The 14,858-nt window shown below is 69.2% G+C and carries 13 protein-coding genes; 3 read left to right on the top strand and 10 right to left on the bottom strand.

The window, feature by feature from the left end:
- Positions 1 to 69: 69 nt before the first annotated feature.
- The 6 genes from pabB to QFZ29_RS06910 all read right to left on the bottom strand — a co-directional run bounded on the left by pabB (position 70) and on the right by QFZ29_RS06910 (position 9,443).
- A complete protein-coding gene (gene pabB, locus QFZ29_RS06935; RefSeq protein WP_306893459.1) occupies positions 70 to 1,533 on the bottom strand; it encodes an aminodeoxychorismate synthase component I in 1,464 nt (487 codons plus the stop codon).
- A 111-nt stretch (positions 1,534 to 1,644) separates the two neighbouring features.
- The gene (locus QFZ29_RS06930; RefSeq protein WP_306893458.1) at positions 1,645 to 3,492 is read right to left on the bottom strand and encodes a PA domain-containing protein; all 1,848 of its coding nucleotides are present in this window, start codon (positions 3,490 to 3,492) and stop codon (positions 1,645 to 1,647) included.
- Positions 3,493 to 3,642: 150 nt separating this feature from the next.
- Positions 3,643 to 5,385 (bottom strand): thiol reductant ABC exporter subunit CydC, encoded by a 1,743-nt coding sequence (gene cydC, locus QFZ29_RS06925; protein ID WP_306893457.1) that lies wholly within the window; start codon positions 5,383 to 5,385, stop codon positions 3,643 to 3,645.
- Positions 5,378 to 7,012, bottom strand: coding sequence for a thiol reductant ABC exporter subunit CydD (gene cydD, locus QFZ29_RS06920; RefSeq protein ID WP_306893456.1), 1,635 nt, complete (start codon positions 7,010 to 7,012; stop codon positions 5,378 to 5,380). The genes cydC and cydD overlap by 8 nt, the downstream gene beginning before the upstream one ends.
- Before the next feature lies 1 nt (position 7,013).
- Positions 7,014 to 8,018 (bottom strand): cytochrome d ubiquinol oxidase subunit II, encoded by a 1,005-nt coding sequence (gene cydB / locus QFZ29_RS06915; protein ID WP_306893455.1) that lies wholly within the window; start codon positions 8,016 to 8,018, stop codon positions 7,014 to 7,016.
- Between the two features lie 12 nt (positions 8,019 to 8,030).
- Positions 8,031 to 9,443, bottom strand: a complete 1,413-nt coding sequence (locus QFZ29_RS06910; RefSeq protein WP_306893454.1) for a cytochrome ubiquinol oxidase subunit I — start codon at positions 9,441 to 9,443, stop codon at positions 8,031 to 8,033.
- A 107-nt stretch (positions 9,444 to 9,550) separates the two neighbouring features.
- On the opposite strand from QFZ29_RS06910, the gene QFZ29_RS06905 reads away from it, so the two are divergent.
- From QFZ29_RS06905 to QFZ29_RS06895, 3 genes are read left to right on the top strand one after another with little or no spacing between them, the layout of a single operon-like run.
- On the top strand, positions 9,551 to 9,925 hold the full coding sequence (locus QFZ29_RS06905) for a BlaI/MecI/CopY family transcriptional regulator (protein WP_306893453.1): 375 nt from the start codon (positions 9,551 to 9,553) through the stop codon (positions 9,923 to 9,925).
- A gap of 2 nt (positions 9,926 to 9,927) precedes the next feature.
- Positions 9,928 to 10,854: a M56 family metallopeptidase gene (locus QFZ29_RS06900; protein WP_306893452.1), complete on the top strand. Its 927-nt coding sequence runs from the start codon at positions 9,928 to 9,930 to the stop codon at positions 10,852 to 10,854.
- A gap of 40 nt (positions 10,855 to 10,894) precedes the next feature.
- Positions 10,895 to 11,599, top strand: coding sequence for a DedA family protein (locus QFZ29_RS06895; RefSeq protein ID WP_306893451.1), 705 nt, complete (start codon positions 10,895 to 10,897; stop codon positions 11,597 to 11,599).
- Here QFZ29_RS06895 and QFZ29_RS06890 read toward each other — a convergent pair.
- From QFZ29_RS06890 to QFZ29_RS06875, 4 genes are read right to left on the bottom strand one after another with little or no spacing between them, the layout of a single operon-like run.
- Complete coding sequence (locus tag QFZ29_RS06890) at positions 11,596 to 12,519, bottom strand: ABC transporter substrate-binding protein (protein ID WP_306893450.1); 924 nt, start codon at positions 12,517 to 12,519, stop codon at positions 11,596 to 11,598. The two genes, QFZ29_RS06895 and QFZ29_RS06890, sit on opposite strands and share 4 nt — an antisense overlap.
- Positions 12,520 to 13,260, bottom strand: coding sequence for an ABC transporter permease (locus tag QFZ29_RS06885; RefSeq protein ID WP_306893449.1), 741 nt, complete (start codon positions 13,258 to 13,260; stop codon positions 12,520 to 12,522).
- Complete coding sequence (locus QFZ29_RS06880) at positions 13,257 to 13,946, bottom strand: ABC transporter permease (RefSeq protein WP_306893448.1); 690 nt, start codon at positions 13,944 to 13,946, stop codon at positions 13,257 to 13,259. Before QFZ29_RS06880 ends, QFZ29_RS06885 begins: the two co-directional genes overlap by 4 nt.
- The gene (locus QFZ29_RS06875) at positions 13,943 to 14,755 is read right to left on the bottom strand and encodes an ABC transporter ATP-binding protein (protein ID WP_306893447.1); all 813 of its coding nucleotides are present in this window, start codon (positions 14,753 to 14,755) and stop codon (positions 13,943 to 13,945) included. The genes QFZ29_RS06880 and QFZ29_RS06875 overlap by 4 nt, the downstream gene beginning before the upstream one ends.
- Positions 14,756 to 14,858: the final 103 nt, after the last annotated feature.

Here is a 14,858-nt window from a genome sequence, read left to right as displayed (position 1 = left end):
TCGCTGCCCCGGGCGGGCTCCCGGGTTCCGGGCGCGCAAGATCGCGGCGCGCTCGAACATCAAGACTACTCACTCCGCCGGGGGCATCGCCGCGCCGAGCACGGCCAGCAGGGCCCGCGCCTTCACTCGCGTCTCCTCGATCTCCTCGTCGGCGACGGAGAGCGCCGTGATGCCACCCCCCGTGCCGATGCTCGCGCCGTCGGGGGTCAGGACGATCGAACGGATCACCATCGCCAGGTCGGCGCTGCCGTCGATGCCGAGGTACCCGAACGCGCCGGAGTACACGCCGCGGGGGCCGCGCTCGAGCTCGTGCAGGATCGTCATGGCGCTGTGCTTCGGCGCCCCGGTCATCGACCCGGCGGGGAACGCCGCCTGCACGACGTCGAGGGCCGTGAGCGGATGCCGCAGTCGCGCCGTCACCGTCGAGACGAGTTGGTGCACGTGGGCATACTCCTCGACATCGAGGAGGCTCGGCACCGACACGCTGCCGAGCTCGGCGATGCGACCGAGATCGTTGCGCATGAGGTCGACGATCATGAGGTTCTCGGCCTGTTCCTTCTCGCTCTCGAGGAGCTCGCGTCGCAACGCCGCATCGCGCGCTGGGTCGGCGCTGCGCGGGCGGGTGCCCTTCATCGGCTTCGTCGAGACGAGCCCATCTGGGTCGACGTGCAGGAACTGCTCGGGCGACGCGCTCAGCAGCGCGAACGCCCCGAACCGGAGGTAGCCGGCATGGTGGCTCGGGCTCGAGGCCCTCAGGGCGAGGTAGGTCTCGCCGGGGTCGGGCCGCACGTCGACGTCGATGCGGTTGGTGAGGCAGAGCTGGTACGCGTCGCCGCGCAGGATCGCGGCCTTGCACTCGGCGATGAGCGACGCGTAGGCGCGCGGGTCGTGGCGCCATCGAACCGCCGGCGCCGCCGCGGCCCGAGCCGCCGCCGCCGCCGGGGCCGCCTCGAGTGGCGACTGCAGAGCCGCACTCATGGCGTCGGCCCATGCCCGAACGTCGGCGGCGACCTCGGCCTCGCCGGCCTCGCCGGCCTCGCCGGTGGGGTCGGGTTCGAGCCACACGAGCCGCAACGAGCGCGCGCCGTGATCGAAGACGATCGCGCGGTCGACGAAGAGGAAGGCGGCATCCGGCGTGTCGGCCGCCTCGACGGCCACGCCGCTCAGCCGCGCCCCCAGCTCGTAGCCGAACCAGCCGAACCAGCCGAGGGGCCCGCCGACCCGGGCGGCCTGGCCGAGCCCAGACGTCATGCCCTGCAGCCGCTCAGCCAGCACCTCGAACACGGATGCCTCGACCGTCGCCTCGCCATCGTCGCCGCGCATCGGCATCGAGCGGGTCACGGTTCCGCTCGCCACGTCGGCCGTCACGAACTCGCTGCCCGCATGGGCCGAGGCGAGGACGCTCACGCCGGATGCAGCTTCGGCTCCGCCGTCGAGCCACACCGCGTAGGGGGCATCCGCAAACCACGCCCGGAACACGGCCCCGGGGTCGCGCCACTCGGGCAACGAGCGGGTTCGGACGCGGCGCGGCATCCTCTCAGCCTAGGTGTGCGCGCATGGCGGTTGCGAGGCAGGCGTGGCGACATGACGGTGGGCCGGCGCTTCCGCGCCGACCCACCGTCATCCGTTCAGCCCTTCAGCCGATCACGGAGCGTTGTACTGGAAGATGTACAGGCCGCTGTCACGGTCGGAGGCCAGTACGTACTCCTGGCCGTTCGGGTGCTCATGCACCTCGACGCCCCAGAAGTTGTTGCCGCCCTCGTCGATGAAGTGCCCGACTTCCTCCATGCCGTCAGGCCCGTAGCTCACGACCCGGAATCCCGCCGCGTAGTACGAGATGTAGGCGAGGTTCTCATCGGGATCGGTCGCGACCTCGTGCACCGAGAGGTCGCCGAAGCCCGACGCGTACGCCGGGTTCTGGCTCTCGGGCACGTAGTACTGGTCGACGTCCTGCATCGTGTTCGCGTCGAACAGGTGCACGTAGCCCCATCCGTCGAAGATCGCCGAGATGTCGACATCCTGGCCGGACGCACCGACCGCCGCCGGGATCAGGGTGCCGGCACCCGATGCGTCGCACGTGTAGTCGGCCGGAACCCCGCCCGTCAGGATGCGGAATCCGTCGGTGCGCGAGACGAACACCGCGGGGATGCCGGCATCGACGAGCATCGACACGAGCGAGTCGCAGCCATCGACCCCGGTTCGGTTGAACACGATCACTCCTGCGTACCCGGCGGCCTCGGCGTTCTGCACCTTCACGACGAAGTCGCACACGCCACGCTCGATGACCGCGACGCTCGCCGTGTCATCGGCGGGCGGCACCGAAGCGGCGTCGCACGCGAGGCCGAGATAGCGGGTACCGCCGGCAAGGCTGGTGTCGGCGTCGATCTGCGGTACGTCGGAGCCCTGGACGGCGGTGAACTCGGTGCCGTCCTCCATGGTGGCGGTGACGCGGTACGGATCGAAGTCCTCGTCGGTGGCGATGAAGTACTCGTTGTCTTTCGTGAACTCGGCCTGGTGCGCATTGCCCTCAGGCGAGATCGTCTCACCGAACTCGGCACGGACCGGGTCGTTCGCCTCGAAGTCGGTGTCGGCGATGAACACGGGGTTGGCCGGGTCGTCGACGTTGAGCTTCGCGTAACCGCCGTCCCAGTACGAGGCGAGCATCGTCTGGACGCCGTCGATCTCCTCGACGACCATGTCGTGGAGGAACACCGCGTCACCGTGCACCACCCCGGGTGCCTGTGCCGTGTCGGCGTCGAGCGAGGTCTCGGAGATGAGCTTCGGCTTCGACGGGTCCGTGATGTCGAGGATGTCGACGTCGGTGTCCTCCTCGTCGTCGACGAGCACGGCGTACGCCTTGTCGCCGTCGGTCCACATGCGCACCGAGTGGGTCTCGTTCGACATGGTCTGCGCTTTGCCGTTCACGGTGAAGTCGCCGAATCCCTCGACGAGCTTCTTCGGCTTCGTCGGGTCGGTGACATCGACGAGCGTGATGCCGCCGATGCCCTTCGTCTCACCCGGGCAGATCTCGTTCTGGAAGGCGAGCACTTCGCCGCTGAAGTACTTCGTCTCGAGGTGGATCACTTGCGAGCCCTCGCCGCTGAACGTGCCGCGGTGGCTTGGGACCAGGGACACGAACTCGGGCGATGCAGGGTCGGAGATGTCGGCGATGTACACCCCGCCGCGGTCACACTCGGGCTCCCAGAATGCGGTCAGGTAGGCGTAGTTGCCGTAGGCCGAGACGTCGGCGATACGGCCGGGCTGCTCTTCATCGCCGAAGAGGTCGAGATTGCCGATGAGGTCGACGTTCTCATTCGTGGCGGGCAGATGGCCCTCCTCCTCGCCGTGCTGGGCGTGATGGTTGTGCGTCTCCTTTCCCGAGTCCATGGTGCTGTCGTCGACCCACACTTCATCGTGTGCGTAGGCGGGTGCCGCACCCAACAGGAGCGCGGCGGTGACGGCGAGGGTGGTACCGGTGATCGTGGCTCTCATGGCGAAATGCTCCTCAGCATCAGGTGTCGCAGGCCGATATGGACGAGAGTCAACCAGATGGGCGCCACAACGCGCCACATCTCGGGCGCGATACGCAACAGGCGTGCGCGATGCGCTCGGATTCGACGACCGATCGGAGCTCTCGATCCCTTAAGCGTCGGAGTGGAGCAGTGGCGACGCCATGGCCGGCTTCACGGAGATCGCCCGGTCGATGAGCTCTCGCGGGGCGCCGGTGTGCGAGATGACCACGACCGATCGGCCGGGCCCCGCGGCGGTGAGGAGGTCGCGCAACAGCGAGTCGGCGCGGTCTGGATCCACGCTCGTCGTCGGTTCGTCGAGCACGAGTACGGGGAAGTCGGCGAGCATCGCGCGAGCGAGGGCGATGCGCTGGGCCTGCCCTCCCGAGACGAGTGCACCGCGCTCGCCGACGGGCGCACCGAGTCCGCCGCGCTCGGCCACCCAGTCCGCGAGTCCCACTCGGGCGAGCACGGCAAGGAGTTCCTCGTCGCTCGCAGTGTCTCGCGCGAAGAGGAGATTCTGGCGAATGTCCTCGTCGAAGAGCCACGGGCGCTGCTCGACGAGACCGACGATGCGCCGAACCTCCATCGGATCGAGGTCGCGAACCTCTGCACCGCCCAGTCGGTACGATCCCTTGTACTCGAGGAACCGCACGAGCACGTGGGCGAGGGTCGTCTTGCCCGAGCCCGACGGGCCCTCGACGAGCACGCGCTCCCCGGGTTCGACGTCGAAGTCGAGGGGACCGAGGTCCGACGATGCCACGCTCAGCTCAGCGACCCGCGAGACGCCCATATGCGAATCCTCGCCACCCGCGATGCGCGGCCACCGGGCAGAGACTCCACGGAGACGGAGCGCGGGTGCCCCGGATCGACTCGGCGATTCGGCCGCGGCAGCCGGCGGGATCGGCACGCCGTCGGGAACGACGTCGGGCACGGCATCGGCGACGCGTTCGGCACTCGTCTGCGCAGTGCGAAGGAACCCCACCGCGATCGGCAGAGCTGCAGAGACCTCGGCGATCGCGAGCGGCACGAGGCACAGCACCGCGAACGTCGGCGCGTCGATCCGGCCACCGTCGATCAACGGCTCTGCCGCCCACATGCTCGCCGCCGCAGCGAATCCGCCCACCGCACTCATCGCCGCCGTCGTGATGCCCACGGCCGACGCCCGTCTGCGGGTCGCCTGCTCGAGCCGTTCCCCCAGCCGTCGGATGTGCGCACGCCCGGTCGCAGCGGCATCGAACGCGACGAGCACGTCGAGTGCGTGCACGTGCTCGACCACGGCCGCCTGCAACTCGCCTCGAAGGGGCGCGATGTGCCGGTCGGCGCGCACCGCGATGACCTGCTGCGCGACGATCGCGACGATGATGCCCGCGACGAGGCATCCGGCCGCCGCGAGGGCCGAGGCAGGGGCGAGCCACGCGAGGCCGGCGACGGCGACGACCACCACCACCGAGGCGCTCACGACGGGCTGCACGATGCGGAGCGAGACACTCTGGAGCTCGTCGATATCGCCGACGAAGCGCGCGAGCAGGTCGCCGCGACGTGTGGCGGCGAGACCATCGGGCGCGATCGGCAGCAGTCGCTCGAACACGCCCGCGCGGATCGTCGCGAGCTGCTGGAACGCCGCGTCATGCCCGGCGAGGCGCTCCAGGTACCGGAACACGGCTCGCCCGAGCGCGAAGGCGCGCACGCCGACGACGCCGAGCGAGAGGTACAGTACCGGCGGCTGTTCGGCGGCCCGCACGATGAGCCACGCGCTCGCGGCGAGCAGCGCGACGCTCGAGAGCCCGGCGGCGATGCCGAGCAGCACCGGCGGCACGAGGCGGCGGAGTGGCGGCACGGCGTGCCGCAGCACGGCGGTTGAGCGGTCAGACACAGGCCGCCTCCGACAGGGAGACGGTGCGGTCCGCTACCTCGGCGAGCCCCGGTCGGTGCGTCGTGACGAGCACGGCCCGGCCGTCGCGGGCGAGCTCCCGGAGGCGCCGGCCGAGCTCCAGCTCACGATCGGCGTCGAGCGCGGAGCTCGGTTCGTCGAGCAGGAGGACGCGAGCGTCGGCGGCGAGCAGGCGATGCACTGCGCGTGCCGTCGCGACGCGTTGCGCCTGACCGCCCGACAGCCCCGCACCGCTCGGCCCGAGGGTGCGATGACTCGGCAGGTCGACGCCACCGAGGCGGAGGGCACGTTCGATCAGTTGCGGCGCGGCATCCGGATGCCCCAACCGCACGTTCTCGGCGATGTTGCCCGCGAGCAGGTGCGGCGCCTGGCCGGCCCACGCGGTGTTCGAGCGCGTCGCGGCACCGACCGGCACGCCGTCGATGGTCACCTCGCCCTCGAAATCGGCGAACCCGAGGATCGCCGAGAGGAGGCTCGACTTGCCCGAGCCGCTGTCACCAGTCACGACCACGAACTCACCCGGCGCGACGTCGAAGGTCAGGCCCTCCAGCACCACGGCGCCGTCGCGGATCACCCGGAGGTCGCGAACTCGGAGGCCCGCGGCATCCGTGGCTCCCGTCGGATCAGCTTCCGCCACTGGCGAAGGCACGTCCGCCGCCTCGGCCTGCTCGAGCGCGTCGAGGGCGTCGCGCGAGGCCTCCAGACCGGCCGTCGACGCATGGAAGGCGGCTCCGACGTTGCGGATCGGAAGGAAGACCTCGGGCGCGAGCACGAGCACGAAGAGTCCCGGCGCGAGCGAGAAGTCCCCCGCGACGAGTCGGAGCCCGATCGACACCGCCACGAGCGCGACCGAGAGGCTGCCGGCGAGTTCGAGGGTGAAGCCCGAGAGGAACGTCACGCGCAGCACCTTCATCGTGCTCGACCGGTAGGCGTCGGTGACGTCGCGAATGCGGCCGACCTGGCGTTCGGCCCGCCCGAACACCATGAGCGTCGACAGTCCGCCGACCACCTCGAGGAATCCCTTCGACAGCGATTCCAGCCGCCGCCACTGCCGCCGCTGCACGGCGCCCGTCGCCATGCCGATGAGCGCCATGAACACCGGGATGAGCGGCAGCACGATGACCAGGATGAGCCCAGAGAGCCAGTCCGCCACCCACACGGAGATGACGAGCACGGGAGTCGCGACCACGGTGAGCACGAGTTGCGGCAGGTAGCGTCCGAAGTACTCGTCGAGTGCGTCGAGCCCCGGGCCCAGCAGCGTCGCGGCGCGTGCGATCGTGAGGCTCCGGATGCCGCCGGGCCGCTGTTCTAGCGCTGCGAGCAGGTCGTCGCGCAATTCCGACTTCACCCGCATCGCGCCGGCGGAGCCGACCCACTCCCAGAGCCATCCAGCGAGAGCGCGCACGGATGCCGCGGCGAGCAGCACCACGAGCGCACCGCGGCTGCCCGCCGGCGACGCGCCACCGATGAACCCCGTGACGAGGGCCGTGAGCGACCACGCGAATGCGATCGTGGCTGCGGCCTGCAGGAGGGCGAGTGCGGCGCCCGACAGGAGGAAGCCGCGAGCGGCGCGGGAGCGCAGCACGAGTCGAGGGTCGAGGGGTTTCACGTCAATGCGCCGCAGCGTCGATCGAGGCCCGGGTGACTCGCTTCCGGAACACCCAGTAGGTCCAACCCTGATAGACGAGCACGAGCGGCAGGAAGATGAGCGCCGTCCAGCTCATGACGGTGAGCGTGTACGTCGAGCTCGACGCGTTCGCGATCGTGAGGCTGTTCGCGGCGTCGTTCGACGCCGGCATGACCTCGGGAAACAGCGCCGAGAACAGCGCGAGCACCACGGACGCGATGGTGATCGCGAGCAGGGAGAAGGCCGTGCGCTCCGCCGCGCGCGCGTTCGCGAGCCAGCCGCCGACCAGGGCGACCGCCGCGACGAGGGCGAGGACCCAGAACCACGGGGTGCCGAAGGCGAGCCCCGTCCAGAGGAGGAACGCCGCAGCGACGACGATGGTCACGGCTCCCGCCCGGGTCGCGAGGTGCCGTGCCCGCTGCCGCAACTCGCCCTCCGTCTTCAGCGAGACGAACACCGCGCCGTGGGTGAGGAAGAGGAGCAGCGTCGTCACCCCGCCGAGGAGGGCATAGGGATTCAGCAGGTCGACGACGGTGCCGGTGTAGTTGTGCCCGGCATCGAGGGGCACGCCCTGGACGATGTTCGCGAAGGCGACGCCCCACAGCAGCGCGGGCACGGCCGAGCCCACGGTGATCATGCCGTCGAACCGGCGCTTCCACGCCGCCTCCGGGCGCTGGTGCCGGTACTCGAACGAGACGCCGCGGGCGATGAGCGCGAGCAGGATGAGCAGCAACGGGAGGTAGAACCCCGAGAACAGGGTCGCGTACCACTCCGGGAACGCCGCGAAGAGCGAGGCGCCCGCGACGATGACCCACGTCTCGTTGAGGTCCCACACCGGGCCGATCGTGTTGATGAGCACGCGTCGGTCGGTCTCGTCGCGACCCAGCAGCGGCAGCGACATCCCGACGCCGAAGTCGAAACCGTCGAGCACGAAGTAGCCGACGAAGAGGAACGCGACGATCCAGAACCACAGCACAGGCAGATCCATGTCCGACTCCTCCTAGTACACCGTCGTGACGGGCTCGACGCGGCCGGTCTCGGGATCGGGTTCGCCCACCTCGGGCGGCCCGCTCCTGATCGCGCGGATGACGAGTCGCACCTCGACGACCGCGAGCGCGCCGTAGATCAGGGTGAAGGCGACGAGCGAGATGAGCACCTCGAGCCCGCTCACATTCGGCGAGACCGCCGACTCGGTGGGCATCAGGCTGAACACGATCCACGGCTGCCGCCCCATCTCGGTGAAGACCCAGCCGACGATCATCGCGGCGAGCGAGAGCGGGAAGCTCCAGATCGCGGCCTTCCAGACCAGCGGATGCCGCGGCATCCGCCCCCTGCGGGTGAGCCAGAGGCCGACCACGGCGATGAAGACGTGCAGCATACCGAGGCCGATCATCCACCGGAACGCCCAGTAGGTGACCCAGATGATCGGCGCGTAGTCGCCCGGTCCGTAGAGCTCGGTGTACTGCGCCTGGAGGTCGTTGATGCCCTCGACGCATCCGTCGAACGTGTGCGTCGAGAGGAACGAGAGCAAGTAGGGCACCCTGATCGAGAACAGCTCGGTGGAGCCGTCGGGCGTGCCGAGGGTGAAGAGCGAGAACGAGGCATCCGCGCCGCAGACCGTGTCGTAGGTGGCTTCGGCGGCGGCCATCTTCATGGGCTGGGTCTCGACCATGGCGAGGCTCAGCTGGTCGCCGAACAGTGTCGTGAGCGCGCCTGCGACGACCATCGTCCACAGGCCGAACTTCAACGCGGTGCGCATGGTGTCGAGGTGCTGGTTGCGGGCGAGGTGCCAGGCTGCGGCGCTGATGATGAGCCCCGCCGCGACCATGAAGCTCGCCGCGATCGTGTGCGGGAACGCGGCGACGGCAACGGGGTTCGTCAGCAGCGCCCAGATGTCGACGAGTTCGGCGCGCCCCTTCTCGGCATTCATCTCGTAGCCGACGGGGTTCTGCATGAACGCGTTCGCCGCGATGATGAAGTACGCCGACATGATGCTGCCGATCGCGGTCGCCCAGATCGTGGCGAGATGGAGGCCGCGTGGCAGCTTGTCCCACCCGAAGATCCAGAGTCCGATGAAGGTCGCCTCGAAGAAGAACGCCAGCAGGCCCTCGAGCGCGAGCGGTGCGCCGAACACGTCGCCGACGAAACGGGAGTACTCCGACCAGTTCATGCCGAATTGGAACTCCTGCACGATACCCGTGACGACGCCCATCGCGAAGTTGATGAGGAAGATCGTGCCGAAGAACCGCGTGATGCGGAGGTACTCAGCCTTGCCGGTGCGGTACCAGGCGGTCTGGAAGACGGCGGCGGTGCTCGCGAGGCCGATCGTGAGCGGGACGAAGAGGAAGTGGTAGATGGTGGTGAGGCCGAACTGCCATCTCGACAGCAGCAGGGGGTCGAGCAGTTCGTTCACGGATGCCCCTTCTCACACGATCGCCTCGCGGCCTCGTTGTTCTACAGCGTGTAGAACATTCTTCTACAGAGCGTAGAACATTGGCGCGCCGACGGTAGTCTGGTGGCATGGCGAGTCTCGGTGAACTGGAGCGCTCCGTGATGGAGCTCTTGTGGAACAACGACGCCGCCCTCACCGCCAACGAGTTGCGCGACCGTCTCGCCGAGCGCGGCGAGGGGGCGGCGCGGGCCGTAGCGACCACGACGGTGCTCACCGTGCTCTCACGACTCGAGCGCAAGGGCTTCGTCTCCCGGGCACGCGACGTGCGTCCCCACCGCTACCGTGCGCTCCTCAGCCGCGAAGAGCACACGGCCGAGCTCATGCACGAGGTGCTCGACCGCGCGAGCGACCGCGACGCCGCGCTCGCCCGCTTCGTCGGCTCGGTGAGCGACGGCGAAGCCGCCATCCTCCGGCGCCTGCTCGACGAGCACACCCACAGCTGACCGTGCTCGTCGTCGCGGCATCGCTCGGCGCGCTGGCCTTCGCCCTCGCCTGGCCGATCCCCGTCGCCCTCTCCCGTGCCTCGTGGCCCGCCCGGTCCCCCGCGGTCGCCGTCGCGCTGTGGCAGGCGATCGCCCTCGCGGGCGGCCTGTCGATGATCGGATGCCTCGTCGCCTTCGGAGCCGCGCCGGCGGGCTCCCTGCTCGCCGCCGCCGCACAGCTCCTCCCGCGTCTCGTCATCGGGCCCATCCCGCCGGGTTTCGGCCTCCTACAGCTCGCCGCGCTCGCACTCGCGGTCCTGCTCGCCGTGCACCTCGCGTTGAATCTCGTGTCGACCGCGGTGCGGGCCGAGCGCGAACGGCGCCGGCAGCACCAGCTGATCGACGTGTTGAGCGACCCGCTGCCCGGCCAGCCGCACACGCGGGTGCTGGCCCACTCCGTGCCGTTCGCGTACTGCGTGCCCGGCATCCGCACCGCCACCGTGCTCACCGCCGGGCTCGTCGATGCGCTCGACGACGACGAGCTCGCCGCGGTCATCACACATGAGCGAGCCCACCTCGACCAATTCCATCACCTCGTGCTCCTGGCCTTCCGTGCCTGGCACAGCGCACTCCCCTGGTTCCCGATCGCGAATCGCGCTGAGCGCTCCGTGGCATGGCTCACTGAGATGCTCGCCGACGATCGCGCTCGGCGCGAAGTGGGCGCCGATCCGCTCCGGCGAGCCATCGAACGAGTCGGCAGCCAGGGCGAGCTCGGCGCCTACGCCGACGCGGGCGGGGTGAGTCCCGATGCCGCGATGCTCGACGCGCGGCTCGCCCGGCTGGGATCCGATCGCGGCGAGCCGGCGTTCGGCCTGCGCGCGGCGGTGGTCGCGGCATCCGCCGCGCTCGTCGCTCTTCCCGTCGCCGCAATGCTCGGAATCCTCCTCTAGGCTGACGCACCCGGTCACGCGACTCGATACGCTCGAGCATATGAACGAGATCCTCGACTGGATCCTCGACACCGTGCAGAGCGTCGATCCCATCGCCCGCACCCTGCTCGCGGGCGTCGGCATCCTCCTCGAGACCTCAGTGCTCATCGGGCTCGTCGTGCCGGGCGACACCGTCGTGCTCGTCGCCTCGACGGCGGTCGGGAGCGTCGTCGAGTACTTCGCCCTCATCGTCACCGTCATCCTCGGCGCACTCGCCGGCGAGACCATCGGCTTCGGGCTCGGACGGTGGTTCGGGCCTCACCTCCTGCACTCGCGGCTCGGCCGGCGGATCGGCGAGCACAACTGGCACCGGGCCCAGCGCTATCTCGATCGCCGCGGCGGACCCGCGGTCTTCATCTCGCGCTTCCTGCCCGTGCTGCATTCGCTCGTGCCGCTCACCGTCGGCATGAGCACGATGCGCTACCGGCGCTTCCTCGCATGGACCGTGCCCGCTTGCGTCGTATGGTCATTCGCCTACGTCAGTGTCGGCTCGCTCGCCGCAGGCGGTTACCGTGAGCTCAGCCGTGAGCTGCACTGGGCCGGCTACCTCTTCGTCGGCGTGATCGCGATCTTCCTTCTCGGCGTCTGGGGCGTGAAGAAGCTCCTCATGCGCTCGGAAGCCAAGCACATGGCGGAGGCCGCGGCACCCGCCGAGGGGCCGGATGCCGCGGCATCCGACCCCTCGAATCTCGACGCGAACCGCTAGAAGAGCTGCTGCTCGGCCAGCCAGTCGGCAGCGATGTCTTCGGCGGACTGCTGCTCGTCGACACTCAGGACGTTGAGCTCGACGAGATCTTCGGCGGTGAGCGCGGCACTGACCGTGTTGATGATCTCGGCGATCTCGTCGGTGACCTTCTCGCTCACGACGGGCACGACGTTCGACGCGAGGAAGAGCCCTTCGGGATCCTCCAGCGTCACGAGGTCGCTCGAAGCGATCGCCGGGTTGGCACTGTAGATGTTGACCAGTTGCACCTGGCCGTCTTCCAGGGCCTTGATCGTCAACGGCCCGCCGCTGTCTTCGATCGGAGTGAAGGCGACGTCGACGCCGTACACCTCCTTGAGCCCCTCAGGGCCATACGGTCGGGTCTCCAGTTCGGAGTTGCCCCCGAGCGTCAGCGGCGTGGTCACGCTCGCAAGATCGGCGAGACTCGTGACGCCGTTCGCCTCGGAGAACTCCCGTGTGACGTTGTAGGAGTCCTGGTCGGTCGCAGGCGACTGGTCGAGCACTCGCAGTCCCTCGGGCAGAGAGGTCTCGAGCTCGGCGTATACGTCGTCGCTCGTCGTGGCCTCGGTGTCGGGCACGTAGTACTGCAGGAGGTTGCCCGTGTACTCGGGGAAGACGTCGATGCCGCCGCCCTCGATCTCGGGGATGTAGACCTCGCGCTGGCCGATCCGGAACTGGCGATCGACGGTGAACCCGTTCTCCTCGAGCGCCTGGGCGTACAGCTCGGCGATGATCTCGTTGGAGTAGTAGTCCTGCGAACCGACGACGATCGTCTCGGAGGGGCTGCCATCGGCCGATCCCCCGTCGAGTGGATCACCGGATGCGCACCCTGCCAGGGCCACTGTCGCCCCGACCGCGACCGCTGCGAGGGCAGCGAGCCGGCCTTTTCCTGCTGTGATCATCTACTGATTCCCTTCATTGATGGCGTGTCCCACGACCGCTCGTGGCCGGGCCGGCCCCGAGCGGAGCTCTGATGACCTCGTGGCCCGCACTCCGGCGGGCACCACGAGGCGTTGGGTGACGGCGAAGCATCCGTCGACGACGATCGCGAGCACGATGACGAGGATGGAGCCGCCGAGCATCTCGCCGTAGTCCCGGATCTTCAGGCCCTCGAAGATGAACCGGCCGAGCCCTGCATCGGCGATGAACGCGGCGAGCGTCGCCGTGGCGATGATCTGGAGCGTCGCCGAGCGGATGCCTCCGACGAGGATCGGCATCCCGAGCGGCAGCTCGACCTTGCCGACGATCTGGCTCTCACGCATGCCGACCGCCCGCGCCGCGTCTATGGTGTGCCGGTCGACCGACTCGAACCCCGCATACGCGCCGGCGAGGAGCGGCGGGATCGCGAGGATGACGAGGGCGAGGATCGGCGCCGACAGCCCGATGCCGATCCAGAGGCCGAAGAGCGTGAGCACGCCGAGCGTGGGAAGCGCGCGGAGCCCGCCCGAGACCCTGATGGCGAGCTCGCGGCCCTGGCCGCTGTGACCGATGATCGCACCCACCGGCAGGGCGATGGCCGACGCGATGAGGAGCACGACGAGGGAGATCCACAAGTGCTCGCCGATGCGCTGCGAGATGCTGCCCGACCCGCTCCACTGGGCCGGGTCGAAGAGCCACGCCAGGGCGTCGAGGAAGAGGTTCATGCGGCATCCACCCGCTTGACGACGGGCGGCGGCTCGCCGCGGACGTTCTTCACCTCGGGCCGTGACCAGGGCATGAGCAACCGCCCGACGTGCACCAGCACCCAATCGAGCCCGAGCGCGAGCACGATCGTCGCGACGATACCGGCGATGATCTCGACTTCGATGCCGCGCTGGAATCCGTCGGTGAAGAGACTGCCGAGGCTCTGCACCCCGATCACCGCCCCGACCGTCGCGAGGCTCACCGTGCTCACCACGACGACCCGAAGGCCTGAAAGGAGCACCGGGCCGGCGAGCGGAAGCTCCACGGCCCAGAAGCGCCCGGCCGTCGAGTAGCCCATCGCCGTGGCCGACTGGAGCACGTCGCGCTCCACGGCGTCGAACGCGTCGGCCGCCGTTCGCACCATCACGGCCATGCCGTAGAGGGTGAGTGCGATCACGAGGTTCACGGGCGATCGGAGGGCGAGTCCGGTCACTGCGGGGAGCGCAATGAACAGGGCGAGCGACGGGACGGCATAGAGGAGTGCCACGAGCGACAGCAGCACGCCGTGCGCCCACCGAGATCGGTGGGCGACCCATCCGATCGGAACCGAAACCACGAAGCTCAGTATGATCGCGGGCACCGACAATGCCAGGTGCACGAGGATGAGCTCGCCGACCTGGTCGAGGTTCGACCAGAGCCAGTTCACTGGGCCAGGATCCCAGCCGGGCGGCCGTCGGCGTCGACGACGACGCTGCGACCGTCGACCTGGGTGAGATGCAGCGTCCGCTTGCCGCGGTTCGCCCCGACGAAGTCCGCTACGAAGTCGTCGGCCGGGTTCGCGAGGATCTCCGTCGGCGAGGCCGCTTGCGAGATCTTGCCGCCCTGCTGCATGATCACCACCTGGTCGCCGAGCAGGAACGCTTCGTCGATGTCGTGCGTCACGAAGACGACGGTCTTGCCGAGCTCGCCCTGCAGGCGCAGCAACTCCTGTTGCAGTTCGGCCCGCACGATCGGATCGACCGCCCCGAACGGCTCGTCCATCAACAGGATGTTCGGATCCACTGCCAGGCCTCGCGCGACGCCGACGCGCTGCTGCTGCCCGCCCGACAGTTGGCTCGGATACCGATCGGCGAGGGAGCGATCGAGGCCCACCGTGTCGAGCAGTTCGAGCGCGTGCGCGCGTGCCTCTGCCTTGCTCGTGCCGCGCAGGAGCGGCACGGTCGCGATGTTGTCGACGACCTTGCGGTGCGGCAGCAGGCCCGAGTTCTGCATCACGTAGCCGATGCCGCGACGCAACCGCACAGGGTCGACGGTCGCGACATCCGCTCCGTCGATGAGCACTTGGCCACTCGTGGGGTCGACCATGCGGTTGATCATGCGCAACAGGGTGGTCTTGCCGGAGCCGGAGGAACCCACGAGCACGGTCGTCTTGTGCGGTGGCATGACGATGTCGACGCCGGCGACGGCCACGGTGCCATCGGGGAACTGCTTGGTGACGCCGCGGAACTCGATCATCTGGCCTCAATCCCCGTGTCGGGCGGTCATTCGACGTGCGGATTCAAGCCAAACACCATTCGCGCCGGGAGGCAAACCTCGCAACAGCGCGCGGTCGTCGGGC

Origin of the sequence: Agromyces albus (assembly GCF_030815405.1) — a bacterium.
GTDB lineage: Bacteria > Actinomycetota > Actinomycetes > Actinomycetales > Microbacteriaceae > Agromyces > Agromyces albus_A.
Note: the sequence above shows the minus strand (reverse complement) of the source record. Positions and strands in the feature narration are given on the sequence as shown.

What these genes read in the sequence shown, in the direction of transcription:
- pabB (WP_306893459.1), bottom strand. Translation starts at nt 1,533, where the DNA reads ATGCCGCGCCGCGTCCGAACCCGCTCGTTGCCCGAGTGGCGCGACCCC.
- QFZ29_RS06930 (WP_306893458.1), bottom strand. Translation starts at nt 3,492, where the DNA reads ATGAGAGCCACGATCACCGGTACCACCCTCGCCGTCACCGCCGCGCTC.
- cydB (WP_306893455.1), bottom strand. Translation starts at nt 8,018, where the DNA reads ATGGATCTGCCTGTGCTGTGGTTCTGGATCGTCGCGTTCCTCTTCGTC.
- QFZ29_RS06905 (WP_306893453.1), top strand. Translation starts at nt 9,551, where the DNA reads ATGGCGAGTCTCGGTGAACTGGAGCGCTCCGTGATGGAGCTCTTGTGG.
- QFZ29_RS06895 (WP_306893451.1), top strand. Translation starts at nt 10,895, where the DNA reads ATGAACGAGATCCTCGACTGGATCCTCGACACCGTGCAGAGCGTCGAT.
- QFZ29_RS06890 (WP_306893450.1), bottom strand. Translation starts at nt 12,519, where the DNA reads ATGATCACAGCAGGAAAAGGCCGGCTCGCTGCCCTCGCAGCGGTCGCG.
- QFZ29_RS06885 (WP_306893449.1), bottom strand. Translation starts at nt 13,260, where the DNA reads ATGAACCTCTTCCTCGACGCCCTGGCGTGGCTCTTCGACCCGGCCCAG.
- QFZ29_RS06875 (WP_306893447.1), bottom strand. Translation starts at nt 14,755, where the DNA reads ATGATCGAGTTCCGCGGCGTCACCAAGCAGTTCCCCGATGGCACCGTG.